Source organism: Motilimonas pumila, assembly GCF_003596335.1.
Taxonomy (GTDB): domain Bacteria; phylum Pseudomonadota; class Gammaproteobacteria; order Enterobacterales; family CBDFNC01; genus Motilimonas; species Motilimonas pumila.
The window spans coordinates 139,239-151,736 of the sequence record NZ_QZCH01000002.1 but is presented as its reverse complement, the minus strand read 5'-3'; the positions used below and the strand labels follow the sequence as shown (position 1 = coordinate 151,736).

Below are 12,498 nucleotides of genomic sequence, written 5' to 3'. Positions count from 1 at the left end.
AATTACTCTCTGGTTTGAAACAGAATCACATCTGCGCCAAAAAATTCAACTTGGCAAGCATAATGCTGGGCAATCCAAGTCATGGTTTGTTGACTATAAAAACTCACATGGGTCGGGTCGTTTTTATAGTGCCAGCTTGCAAAAGCGTCATTGCCATGGGCCAGCTTGGTCATAATGCCTAACCACCCGCCCGGCTTAATGCAGCGCATCAATTTGTGCCAATCTGCCTGTGGCTGACAAAAATGCTCTACCACCTCGGTACTGGTGACAAAATCATAGCCTTGTGTCAGTACGACTGGATCAGCATGATAAAACGGGTCATACAATGCCACTTTGTGGCCATGCTCTTGCATCATCACAGACAACGTAGGTCCAGGGCCACAACCAAAGTCTAACCCTTGTTGATGAGGTCCCATCCGCGCTAATAGCGGCTGCGCTAAACGATTCAAAAACCGTCGGTAACCAGCATCCTGTGGATCGTTTTCATGCTGATCATACACTGCTTTTTCTGCCACCGCAGGCAACTGTGAAGCCGGGTCGGCAAATCGTAAATCACAGTTTAAACAGTGAAAATAGCTACGATGTTTGTCTTGGTAAAATGCCTCTGCGCCAGCTTGTTGGCATAAAGGACAAGCATGGGTCATGGCTGCCTCAACGTTTCAACTTCAAGCCTTTTTAGGCCTTATAAAACCAAAAAAACTGCACTGGCCCTTTTGACCAGTACAGTTTTTATCAACCAAGGTCGTCGGGCTTAATGTAAGCCTGCGATGTATTTCGACAAGATTTCAATATCTTCGTCTGTTAACTTCTTGGCAATATCTTGCATCATTCCGTTCATATCATTATTACGTTCGCCGCTGCGGAACAACTCAAGTTGAGACTTGATATAAGCCGGGTATTGGCTCGAGACTTTAGGGAAACCTGAGAGCTCAGTACCTTCACCACGTGGACCATGACAAGCAGTACAAGCAGGAATAGCGCGCTCAATATCGCCACCCATGTACAGCTTTTGGCCTACTTCAACCACGTCTTCTGGGGTCGTTGCAGGGCTCATGGTTTGGCTGCCATAATAAGCGGCTAAATCCGCCATGTCTTGTTCAGACAATCCGGCTACCATGCCGCCCATGATGGCGTTATTACGGCCTTTAGCGCCGCCCGTTTCCATTCCCAGTTTGAATTCTTTCAACTGTTTTTCAATGTACTTTGGGTGTTGCCCAGCGATCTTTGGATACAAGTCAGAAGGAGCATTTCCGTCAGCTCCATGACAAGCAACACAAGTGGCTGATTTAGTTTGTCCTGCGGCCGCATCGCCTTGTGCCAAAGCAGCACCGCTGAACCCGATCATTGCTACAAGAGCTAACGCTATGTTTTTCATGGCTATCCAATTTTATTATTAAGCTTCCAGATCACATGCTTATCCGTGCATGCTACAATCATTATTTTTTAAACACGCATATTTTACACAAATTTAAAAAAAAGTAATCTATCGCAGTCATTTTCCCGCCGGAGTACACAGTTTGTCTAAGCCAACCATGAACTATAACCTTGCTCATTTTATCACCAGCGCGCCCGATATTCGGCAAATGCCAGAAGACATAGGTATTGAGGTTGCGTTTGCTGGTCGTTCAAACGCAGGTAAATCCAGTGCATTGAACGCACTGACTAGACAAAATCACTTGGCGCGCACCAGTAAAACGCCGGGTCGTACTCAGCTGATCAATGTCTTTGAACTGGCTGAACAAAAACGCATTATCGACTTGCCCGGTTATGGCTATGCCAAAGTACCCGAAGACATGAAAAAGAAATGGCAAGCCGCTTTGGGTGAATACTTGCAAAAACGCAAATCACTGAAAGGTTTAGTGGTACTGATGGATATTCGCCACCCCTTTAAAGAGCTCGATCAAGACTTGATCTTCTGGGCGGTAGACAGTGGCCTGCCAGTATTGTGTTTATTGACCAAGGCCGACAAACTAAAGCAAGGATTGCGTAAGAGCACGGTATTAAAAATGCGCAAAGAAGCGAAAAACTTCGAAGGTGACGTAACAGTAGAAGCGTTTTCGTCTACCAAAGGCTTTGGCTTAGACCAACTGAGAGCCAAACTGGATAGTTGGTATCTGCCGGTAGAAGAAAACGCATAAATTATCTATTCAATCAAATTAGAAGAATCGCTTATCTTCTTCTAATTTGCATCGATTGACCTTCACAGCTCACGCTGCTGCGATAGTATCCATTACGATAATAAGGGTATGGGACAGGAGAGTATGAACACACTTGATGTGTGCCATGTCGAGCGTAAGTAAGGCGATAAGAGTTCGAGTTTGAATTCCATGAAGAACCACAAGCAAGAGAGCGCGTTTTACCAATAATCACGTAGCCACTTGGAATTCTTGAATTGATACACACGATCGAACTGGAGCTTACACGCACTAAAGGTGACTGAACTTGAGCTGGCGTATTGTGGCGCGTAAGTTTACTTTCACCTGTTGCTTGTAGTTCATTTTGCGGTGCTAACTTGACGATACGTTGGGCATTATTAATACCAACTGCACAGTCATTTGAGAAAATGGTCTCCTGGGTCGATATCACGACAAAACCGTCAGGCACTGCTGTCGTTTTACAAATCACCGCTGACGCTCCCTTTTGAGCATGAATGATGGCTTTTTGCTCAGCACTCAACTCTTGGAAAACATTGTTACTTTCTTGCGTGGATTGCCACTGCTGTAACTCTTCAAAAGACTCAAATTGAGTCGGTGACTCTGAAGCAAGCAATTGACCTGTAAATAAAAGTGAAGCTAATAAAACGGTTTTTTTCATATATCCTCCTTGATTGGACGACACTAGAAATACACCCTTACTGACCATTAAGTCAATTTAAATTCGATTAAACCATTAGTTCTAATTAGCCAATCGCTTTTTATCAAAAAGCCATCACTATATAGTATTAACCAACTGAAAATTAAGTTAAAAAAAACGCCCGAGCTCACAAGAAGCTCGGGCGGTAATAAAAGTTTTATTCAATGTGATTAAGGCCAACCAAAGTAGACATTGGCCTTCAAACCCTACCTGGCCAATATAACCAATGGCCTGTGGCCTTGAAAGCAGATTCGGATTTAATCCCTTGCTTCTTGATCTAAATTAATAAAATCAGGCTAATGAGCCTGATTCCAGTTATCTCCCGTACCCGCTTCGGCAATCAAAGGAACGTCCAACGTCATCGCTTGCTCCATCAATTGCTGCAGCTGAGGCACATAGCTTTCTAGCTTATCTTCTGCAATTTCAAATACTAATTCATCGTGTACTTGCATGATCATGCGGATACTGCCGGCTTCTTGTTGCGCAATCCAGTCAGCCACGTTGATCATTGCCAGTTTGATAATATCGGCCGCTGTGCCTTGCATTGGCGCGTTAATGGCGGCGCGCTCAGCGGCTTTTTTACGCATGGCATTACGGGCTTTAATATCCGGTAAATGTAAACGGCGGCCTAATAAGGTTTCTACAAAACCGTCTTCTAACGCATTGGCACGGGTGGTTTCCATGTAAGTAAGTACGCCTGGGTAGCGCTCAAAATACAAGTCCATGTATTGCTGCGCCTCAGCGCGGCCAATGCCTAGTTGCTTGGCTAAACCAAACGCACTCATGCCGTAAATCAAACCGAAGTTAATCGCTTTAGCGCGGCGACGCTGCTCTGACGTAACAGCCTCTAATGGCACTTCAAATACTTCTGCGGCCGTGGCTTGGTGAATGTCTTTACCGGCAGAAAATGCCTCTAGCAAGCCTTTGTCTTGAGACAAGTGCGCCATAATTCTTAACTCGATTTGGCTGTAATCTATCGCCACTACTTTACTGCCCGCTGGGGCAATAAAGGCTTCTCGAATTTTACGGCCTTGTTCGTTACGAATTGGAATGTTCTGTAAGTTAGGATCGCTCGACGACAAGCGTCCTGTCGCGGTAACAGCCTGATGATATGAGGTATGTACTCGTCCCGTATTAGCATCGACCATTTTTGGCAGCTTGTCTGTATACGTCGACTTCAATTTACTTAAGCTGCGGTACTCCAAAATCACCGCAGGCAATGGGTAATCAAGGGCGAGTTCTTGCAACACTTCTTCCGCGGTAGAAGGTGCCCCCTTCGGCGTTTTCTTCACCACAGGTAGCTTCATTTTCTCAAACAGAATTTCTTGCAGCTGCTTGGGTGAACCAAGGTTAAACGGCTGCTCAGCAATATCATGAGCTTTTTTCTCAAGCTCAATAATGGCTTCACCAAGGCTGTGGCTTTGCTGTTTAAGCAAATCACTGTCAATCAACACCCCGGTGCGCTCAATCTCAGAAAGCACCTTAGCCAGCGGCATTTCAACCGTATCAAACAGCTCTTTTAAGCGGCTTTGTTCGGTCAATTTAGGCCACAAGGTTTGGTGCAATTGTAAGGTCACATCCGCGTCTTCAGCTGCGTACGGTGCTGCGGTTTCCAGTGGCACCTGGTTAAAGGTCAGCTGTTTTGCTCCCTTACCTGCCACGTCTTCAAAGCTGATAGCTTTGTGGCCTAAGTATTTGAGCGCAAGAGAGTCCATATCGTGACGATTAGAGACGCTGTTAAAGACGTAACTTTCAAGCATGGTGTCGTGAGTCACGCCAGCTATCTGCACGTCATAGCGGGCTAATACGCTGGCGTCATATTTCACATTTTGCAGCACCTTGGCTTGCGACTCATCTTCTAGGAGCGGTTTAAGTTGTGCCAAGACATCGTCAAGTGCCAGTTGCTCTGGTGCGCCCGGGTAGTCATGAGCTACGGGTAAATAAGCCGCTTCACCAGGGGCAATTGCAAACGAGAAACCCACTAATTCAGCTTGCATGTAATTGACACTGGTGGTTTCAGTATCAAATGAGAACAGTTCGGCTTGACGCAGCTTGTCGAGCCATGCATCTAATTGAGGTTGCTCTAAGATCACTTCATAAGCTGAGGTATCAATCGCGCTTGCCACGGGCTCTGCTACAGCAGTCGCTGACGCGCCTTTGCTACCGGCTTGGTTATCGAGCACTTCTGCCAACCAGCGTTTAAATTCCATCTTGCCGTAAAGTTCAACCAACTTATCACGGTTAATGTCGCCGGCTTTTAAATCGGGGTATGCTTGGCTTAGCTCAACGTCGGTTTTTATGGTAGCCAACGTGTAAGACATGCGAGCGCTGTCTTCGTGCTCGGTCATTTTCTTGGCCATCGATTTTGAGCCACGAAAGCCTAAACCGGCCAGATCATCTAAGCGTTGATAGATTTCGTCCATGCTGCCAATGCCTTGCAACATGGCGATCGCGGTTTTTTCACCGACGCCCGGAACGCCAGGAATGTTATCGACCTTATCTCCCATGAGGGCAAGGTAATCAATGATCAATTCTGGGCCAATGCCAAATTTTTCGGTGACGCCTGCGGGGTCTAACACAGTATCTGTCATGGTATTGATTAACGTCACGTGTTCGTCCACCAACTGCGCCATGTCTTTGTCACCAGTACTGATCAAGGTGGCAATGCCTTGCGCACTGGCTTGGCGCGCAAGCGTACCTATCACGTCGTCAGCTTCTACGCCTTCATGCACGATAATAGGCAAACCCAGCGCTTCAATTATTTCATATAAAGGTGCGACCTGAGAGCGTAAATCATCCGGCATAGAAGGCCGCTGCGCTTTGTATTCAGGGAACATATCATCACGAAAGGTCTTACCTTTGGCGTCAAACACCACAGCAATGTGACTCGGGCTAAACTGATTGATCAGACTGCGCAACATATTAATCACGCCGTACACCGCACCTGTTGGCTCACCGGCAGAATTGGTCAGGTGTGGTGGAGCATAAAATGCCCGATATAAATAAGAAGAACCATCAACAAGAACAAAAGGATTTTCTGGAATTTGAGCCATAACAAGCACTATCAATGAAATATTGCTGCTAGCATGCCATAACCGCGCCTTCGGCTCTATGCTTTGGGTTGAGTTTTTAGCGCGACACCCTACAAAGCTTGTGGATATCTCTGTTTACAATATTCTCACATTTATCATAACGATTAATAAAATACCAAAACACTTCTATAACTAACTGTTTTATATAAACAATAAATCCGTCAACATAAAATCTATGTTAACGCAGTGAAAAATGTTGCTGTGGAAAAGTATTTATGCATGCGCACTTGTGACGCAGAATGAGCCTATTGCAGTGAATTATTCTAGGGAATATATCTGCCTCTCAGCTACCTCGATTTTAAAAGGTAACAAGCAGTTTAGTCGACTTTAAAAAAAAGGCAAAAAAAACCGGCTATAAAAATAGCCGGTAAACTGGAAGCAATGTGAGCAATGTCGTGCCATGAAAAGAAAAACTAACAAGCTGTTTTTCTTCGTGTTTGGACAACGAGATAGATATTAATGATATTCATTATCATTTGCAACAAGTTTTTTAATTTTTATTCCATTCACGCATTTTCGCTTTGAACTGCGCCTCTCTGCACATTATTATTCAGCGTGTTACTGGTCCTTTGACTACCAATTGCTAGGATAAAAACGGCGATTACCGATGCCATAATCATTTTCAATTTGGGTTTCATTTACCTCGGTACTGACGAGCATGCCCGACTTATCAAATACAAACTCTGCAACGACATGAGTTTCAACGGTGTCAAAACCAAACAAGAAAGCTTTTACAGGAATGTAATTACTCCAATGTGTTGCTTGTTGCTGACTGATTCCATAAAAGAAATGTTCACCCCCTTCGGGTAATAGCACCACCCGCGTAGGCTCACCAAAACGGTTTAGCACATCTTGCTGCGCCATTTCAGAGTATGGTTGGTAACTTTCAGCTTCCAATAAGCGGCTATAATCAGACGGAACACTGGTGCAACCTGTTACACCCAGAGAAAGAATAATAAGCGAACTAACTAATGGCTGAGTAAATTTCATTTTCTTCACCTTTTCAATTGGTTAACACAGTTTTTTTGGCTTAAACTGGATGTTCAAACTGGTATTAAAAGTAAAGAAATCGGGGATACAGAGACACCAAATGGAACGCAGAAGTCGCACTGCCAGCCTTTTTGATATCTTATGTCCAAACGTCAATGACAATAACTTGATGCAGGCAGTGTCACTAACAAAAGAAACCAAAACCTTGCAGTAAGGAGCACAAGATGAAAGCCATAACAGGGAATACTGCATTTGCTCGTATGGGGCTGTTTAACTTGCTGCTGCGCGCGGTGGATGACTGTTACGGTAATATCAGTGGTCAGCTCGATATTCCCAAGGCCCTCGCACAAGAGCCAATGAGATTGATGCCTTTGTCTGAAATGACACGCTACGCCAGCCAAATTGAGCGGCTCACAGGGGATGAAATGTTTGTGGCTAAAGCTGGCGCTAAAATACACTTGCAACACTTTTCCAGCTTCGAGAGCTTGGTAGCCTCATCAAAGAACTTATTTACCGCCATGCTGCGGTTTAATAATTTATTCGCAAATTTTCAGTCCGGCGTTACCATTGGCGGCAGAGTCAGTGGCAAATTGTTAAAGTGGCGCTACCACTCTCCTTTCATTGCCGATAAGATGCGCTTGCAAGACGGCGTATTCGCTTGTTGGTTGTATGTGCATATTTTGCGTTTGTATCATGGCGCACACTACTGCCCGACTCTTATTCAGCTACCCGGAAGCCAAATTGGCGCTCAAGGAGAAATGGCTGCTTTGTTTGGTTGTGAAGTTCACTGGCATAGTGAAAGTGCGCAAGTGTGGTTCCCCGTGAGTGATATTTCTAAACTGCCGCCGGCTTCATTACAGGTACGACCCAAAGTCTTGGTTGATCAAAATGACTTACTCAGCTTTATTGATATGCCTGCGCCGGAAGATTTTATTCGTTGTGTTTATGAATTGATCAACTATTGCCGCTGCTTTGCTTACCCAAGTCTAAGCCAAGCTGCTAAAATACTGGGCCTTTCCGAACAAAAGCTGCAGCGCCAACTGCAGCTTGAAAACGTCAGCTTTTCAGATTTAGTGCAATTGCAATTGTTGTCCGACCAGGCATTAAAATTACTTTCTCAAAAGCTGTCTGAAGCTGACATTGCTCGCCAGCTGGGTTTTACCAATCAACAAAGCTTCAGCAAAGCCTTTAAGCGCATGCATGGCCTTACACCACGTCAATATCAAGAGCAGCAAAGTTAAGCCAAAGTATCACGAATAACGCTCAGGCCTTACTGCAACCACTTCAAGCCACAGTTATTTTACTCATCATCGACGCTAAGCTAGCCGAAGCGGACTTGTGAACCTATAATAACGACCTTTATCGCTTGGCTTGCCAAGCAAATATGTTGGATTCATTAGCATTAGGAACAAGCATGAAAGCATGTGGTATAGAAATACAAGGTAGCGAAGCGGTTATCGCACTGTTGTCACTGGATCAGGGGTTGTTTGAGATCCCAGAATGCCGCGTGCGCAAGTTCATTCTGCGCGACGACACCGAACAAGCGCAAATCCAAAAGTTTCAATTTGACGTTGCCAAACTGGTTGAAGATTACAAAATTGAAAAGCTAATCATTAAGTCGCGCCCACAAAAAGGCAAATTCGCCGGCGGCGCCATTGGTTTTAAAATAGAAGCCGCGCTGCAATTGATTGATACTGTGCCGGTTGAGTTTATCACCAGCAATGAAATCAAAGAGCAAACCAAACGCAACCCGGTGAGCATAGACTTTGCGGTAACAGGCCTGAAGAAATTTCAACAAGGTGCCTTTGAGTCGGCGTATGCCAGCATGACGGCAGAGATTTATAACAAAGACTAAGTCTGGCAGGCTGTCGCAAGGCAGCCCAAAAAGAAAAGGGACGATGCATATGCACCGTCCCTCGATAGTCATGACATCATATCCGTGATGTATGGTGCTCCCTGCACTGTGACTATAATGGCTACCTTATCCCTAGGTTGCACTTCTTTGGTTTTCCTTAACCTAACAAACCTTCCTGATTTGTTTTCTATCTCCGTCCTGGAGGTGTCCCTTAGCTATTCCTATAGCTTGTCCTTTCATCTTCCTTAATTGCCAAACTTCCTGTCTGACATCAATGTTCAACATCCTGTTAAACATCTTTTCGCTTCCTGCAGGATTAAATATAAGGGAAAACCTTTATAAAAATGCCCACTAAAAACAAAAAAATTTACGACGAGTTGTCACATTTCGGTCAATCAAATAGCAAAAATCAATTATTACAATAACTTAAAAAAATACCTTTGCGATATTCTGATGTAAAAACCGAAATATCTAAAACCATTTTAGGCGCAAAATTACAGCTCGAATGGCGGATCTCTTACAGCGGCAACACGGCCAACAAGCGCGTTACAGAAGTTGGCAATAAAATCTAATAAAAGAAACTGAAACAAGGAGTTACAAACTCATTCAAGCGGACTAAAAACGTGCGCTACATCACTTATAAAAATGCCCTAAATGGCAAAATCTGAAATCAACCCAAATCAGCCTGCTCATATGCGCCTGAAATAACAATAAAAGAGAGTAAGAAGGAAGCCCATCTGCGGCCGCTGACGAGCGGGATAAGGATGTCACTGCATGTAACAAGTGACATCCGTGAGTTCAATATGAAGGTTAAAGCTTGAAGAAGCTCAGCAGTTGCTTCTGCTCTTGTGCTAACTCTGACAATTCTTCGCTGGCCCGCTTGCTTTCTTCAATACCCGAAACGTTCTTATTGACCAAGTCGAACGCATGAGAAGCGTTTTGTGAGATATCTTGCGTCACCCCAGACTGCTCCTCAGAGGCTGTCGCCACTTGAGTGTTCATGTCTGAAATCAGAGTGACCGAGTCCGTAATGGCGGCAAATGCGGCCCGTAATTGCTCGCTGTAATGACGGGAGCCTTCAGCCAACTCAAGGTTAGACTGCATAAACTGATTGGCGTCTTTAGCTTGAGATTGTAATCGCGAGATAATTTCTTGAATGTCGATGGTTGATTGTTGCGTTTTCGCCGCCAGTGAGCGCACCTCGTCTGCCACAACCGCAAAACCACGGCCTTGCTCACCTGCACGCGCAGCCTCAATTGCCGCATTCAACGCCAGCAAATTGGTTTGTTCAGAAATAGAGTTAATCACTTCAACCACGGAGCCAATCTCTACTGAGTATTCTTGCAGCTGATTCACTATGCGAGATGTTTCTTCAATAGAGCCTTCTACCTTACGTGACACCTCATCGGAAGAATCTAAAATTCCCCCGCCTTCTTCAACATTGCGGGTTGCATCTCCTGCGGCAGTTTCCGCGTTGGCCGCATTTTGGCTCACTTCAGACGCGGTGCTAGAAAGCTCAGTAATCGCGGTCGCAATTTGCTCTACCTGGCTAAGCTCTTGTTGCGAGTTATCCTCGGTTTCTGACATTACGCCCGTCAAGGCAACGGATGCAGAAGAAACGTTGTCTGAAATATCGTGAAACCCTTCGATGATTCGTCGCAGCTCTTGGCGCATTTGCAAGATGTTGGCGTATATCCCCGTTTCTTTCCCAGAAGTGGCTATTCGGGTCGATAAGTCGCCCGACGCCACCGCTGCCACAATGTGCTGAATGTCGCTTGGCTCGCCGCCAACCACTTTGAGCACGCTGCGATATATCATGACTGCTACCGCGAGCGCGATAATCACCACCAGAATAGACAGCACAATCAACAATAGCTGTGCATTTTCAAACCGCTGCACCATTTCAGGCCCAACTGTGTCTTGCTCTTTCTTGGTATCAAGCTTGATTTCTTCAATGGTTTTAGCCGCGGATGCGCCCATCACATCTAACGTCCCAGCAATGGTGGCATTGCGCTCATTAATTGTGTTAACCACTTGAACAAAGGTTCGGCGATAGGTGTTTAAAGAGTCGTTAAAGGTTTTCATGTAACCTTGCTGACTGCTAGACCTTAACTGTGTTTGCAGCTTACTGGCCAATTGCGCCGCCGCATCAAACTCTTTCTTGGCCCGCTCTGCGTCTACTTGTTCATTACTGGTAAGAAATTTAGACGCGTACAACCGCGCGAGTAATAAATGCTGTTGTAACGTGCCAGCGCTAACCGCTACGTTCAAATCATTTTCGATAGCGGCTTGCTGCATCATCCCAGTCACCGCTTTGCGCATCGCTAAGCCAGAAGGATCTAACTGTTGCTGCACCAATTGGTTACGTTGACTGATCAAGCTAACTACCTGACTAAAGCCCTTCTCATATTGATCCAGCTGTTGTTGGATAGCTGTAAAATCGGACTTATGCACATCGTCAAGGTGCGAGTCTAATACCCCTTGAATCAACTTTTGCGCGGTGTTAATTCGGCTATCTAGGGCTTTGCTATGGGCGGGGTCATGACTTTTCAGGTATTTCAGCGCGGCTAATCTCGCCTCGAGAATGTTGGCTTGAATACGACCGGTTGAAACGCTGGTCAACGCCAGCGAACGATAGGTATTAAAACCATCGCTCGATTGAAAGAATCGCAGCGACGCCACCACAGAAATGACCAGGATCAGCGCTAAAATCACGCCAAACCCTAGGGTTAAGATTTTTTTCAAACTCATAGCCACACCTTGTTAGTCACAATAAGAGCAACACATGTTGTCTTTTGCCATGCTAAGCACACCTTAACGGAACTGTCCTGAACGCCGACTTAATCACCCTTAAAGGGGCGTTTTTATCGTCCATGCATCGCAGAACTCATACTTTAAGTAATGAGTATGGTTGAAAAATTTAAGAAGCTATAACTGTCTGTCGTGGAAGCAATAATCAATCAGAGTAAGAGCAGCAAAAAAGCAACTGAAACGACATGGAATACGCGCAGAGAAAATACAAAAAGATCAATCAAATCAGATCAATAAAATTTTTAACTGATATTTTCAGTCAAGTTAGAAACAAGCGGTCAAAGTTTTATAAAGACCTTGCTAAATGCGAGGGATATTTCACTTTATCCCTTCAACGAGAAAAGTTTACCTCGAACGGTCAAGATCAATACACTCGCGGCACAACATTCATATGCTCGGCCAATCCGCCGTAATAGAAAAATAGCCAGCACACACAAAAAGCACCAAATATGTAACAGAAAGGTTTATCAGGTTGGCGCATCTTTGCCCCCTTTACTCAGATTTCTTATGCCTGCGCATTGTATTTCCTATTGAGAATTTCCATACTGTTACGTATTGAAATATTTAGCTATTGGGTCTTAATTTGAGTTATTACGACAACCACGCCAAGACCTTCTTCAAAGGCACTGTAGCAGTCGAAATGGCGCCACTTTACAATCGGTTTTTACCCCTAGTAAAACAACATGGGAAAATTCTAGACGCAGGTTGCGGTTCAGGCCGAGACAGTTTGCACTTCCTTCAACGCTATTACCAAGTGGAGGCGTTTGATGCGAGCCCAGCTTTAGTCGAGCTGGCAAGTAAACACATAAAGCAGCCCGTCATACTGGCGAGCTTTTCGAGACTGTCCTAAATTCTGTGTAACTGTCTAAACTTAAAGCCGTAATGGCTAAGGATAGG

10 protein-coding genes are annotated in these 12,498 nt (G+C 44.9%); 4 read left to right on the top strand and 6 right to left on the bottom strand.

Annotation, left to right across the window (positions count from 1 at the left end):
- Window positions 1-2: 2 nt before the first annotated feature.
- Window positions 3-644: a class I SAM-dependent methyltransferase gene (locus D1Z90_RS03320; protein ID WP_119909325.1), complete on the bottom strand. Its 642-nt coding sequence runs from the start codon at window positions 642-644 to the stop codon at window positions 3-5.
- A gap of 107 nt (window positions 645-751) precedes the next feature.
- Window positions 752-1,375: a c-type cytochrome gene (locus tag D1Z90_RS03315; protein ID WP_119909324.1), complete on the bottom strand. Its 624-nt coding sequence runs from the start codon at window positions 1,373-1,375 to the stop codon at window positions 752-754.
- A gap of 157 nt (window positions 1,376-1,532) precedes the next feature.
- On the opposite strand from D1Z90_RS03315, the gene yihA reads away from it, so the two are divergent.
- Window positions 1,533-2,138, top strand: a complete 606-nt coding sequence (yihA, locus tag D1Z90_RS03310) for a ribosome biogenesis GTP-binding protein YihA/YsxC (RefSeq protein WP_119909323.1) — start codon at window positions 1,533-1,535, stop codon at window positions 2,136-2,138.
- A gap of 31 nt (window positions 2,139-2,169) precedes the next feature.
- Here the strand turns inward: yihA and D1Z90_RS03305 are convergent, their stop codons facing one another.
- The 3 genes from D1Z90_RS03305 to D1Z90_RS03295 form a co-directional block, all read right to left on the bottom strand.
- Entirely contained in the window at window positions 2,170-2,814 is a 645-nt protein-coding gene (locus D1Z90_RS03305) for a hypothetical protein (protein ID WP_119909322.1), read from the bottom strand.
- A gap of 335 nt (window positions 2,815-3,149) precedes the next feature.
- Complete coding sequence (gene polA / locus D1Z90_RS03300) at window positions 3,150-5,906, bottom strand: DNA polymerase I (protein WP_119909321.1); 2,757 nt, start codon at window positions 5,904-5,906, stop codon at window positions 3,150-3,152.
- Between the two features lie 612 nt (window positions 5,907-6,518).
- Window positions 6,519-6,935, bottom strand: coding sequence for a hypothetical protein (locus D1Z90_RS03295; RefSeq protein WP_119909320.1), 417 nt, complete (start codon window positions 6,933-6,935; stop codon window positions 6,519-6,521).
- Window positions 6,936-7,159: 224 nt separating this feature from the next.
- Here D1Z90_RS03295 and D1Z90_RS03290 point away from each other — a divergent pair, with 224 nt between their 5' ends.
- Both D1Z90_RS03290 and D1Z90_RS03285 read left to right on the top strand, forming a co-directional pair.
- Window positions 7,160-8,176, top strand: a complete 1,017-nt coding sequence (locus D1Z90_RS03290) for an AraC family transcriptional regulator (RefSeq protein ID WP_119909319.1) — start codon at window positions 7,160-7,162, stop codon at window positions 8,174-8,176.
- A gap of 173 nt (window positions 8,177-8,349) precedes the next feature.
- The gene (locus tag D1Z90_RS03285) at window positions 8,350-8,790 is read left to right on the top strand and encodes a DUF3010 family protein (protein WP_119909318.1); all 441 of its coding nucleotides are present in this window, start codon (window positions 8,350-8,352) and stop codon (window positions 8,788-8,790) included.
- Window positions 8,791-9,600: 810 nt separating this feature from the next.
- Here the strand turns inward: D1Z90_RS03285 and D1Z90_RS03280 are convergent.
- The gene (locus D1Z90_RS03280) at window positions 9,601-11,541 is read right to left on the bottom strand and encodes a HAMP domain-containing methyl-accepting chemotaxis protein (RefSeq protein WP_119909317.1); all 1,941 of its coding nucleotides are present in this window, start codon (window positions 11,539-11,541) and stop codon (window positions 9,601-9,603) included.
- Window positions 11,542-12,184: 643 nt separating this feature from the next.
- Here D1Z90_RS03280 and D1Z90_RS03270 point away from each other — a divergent pair.
- Window positions 12,185-12,451 carry a class I SAM-dependent methyltransferase gene (locus D1Z90_RS03270; RefSeq protein WP_198419041.1) on the top strand — a complete coding sequence of 89 codons (267 nt, stop codon included), beginning with the start codon at window positions 12,185-12,187 and terminating at the stop codon, window positions 12,449-12,451.
- The last annotated feature ends 47 nt before the right edge of the window (window positions 12,452-12,498 follow it).

Bases quoted from the DNA above. Each gene is read 5' to 3' on its own strand.
- D1Z90_RS03320 (WP_119909325.1), bottom strand. From the start codon at position 644: ATGACCCATGCTTGTCCTTTATGCCAACAAGCTGGCGCAGAGGCATTT.
- D1Z90_RS03315 (WP_119909324.1), bottom strand. From the start codon at position 1,375: ATGAAAAACATAGCGTTAGCTCTTGTAGCAATGATCGGGTTCAGCGGT.
- yihA (WP_119909323.1), top strand. From the start codon at position 1,533: ATGAACTATAACCTTGCTCATTTTATCACCAGCGCGCCCGATATTCGG.
- D1Z90_RS03305 (WP_119909322.1), bottom strand. From the start codon at position 2,814: ATGAAAAAAACCGTTTTATTAGCTTCACTTTTATTTACAGGTCAATTG.
- polA (WP_119909321.1), bottom strand. From the start codon at position 5,906: ATGGCTCAAATTCCAGAAAATCCTTTTGTTCTTGTTGATGGTTCTTCT.
- D1Z90_RS03295 (WP_119909320.1), bottom strand. From the start codon at position 6,935: ATGAAATTTACTCAGCCATTAGTTAGTTCGCTTATTATTCTTTCTCTG.
- D1Z90_RS03290 (WP_119909319.1), top strand. From the start codon at position 7,160: ATGAAAGCCATAACAGGGAATACTGCATTTGCTCGTATGGGGCTGTTT.
- D1Z90_RS03285 (WP_119909318.1), top strand. From the start codon at position 8,350: ATGAAAGCATGTGGTATAGAAATACAAGGTAGCGAAGCGGTTATCGCA.
- D1Z90_RS03280 (WP_119909317.1), bottom strand. From the start codon at position 11,541: ATGAGTTTGAAAAAAATCTTAACCCTAGGGTTTGGCGTGATTTTAGCG.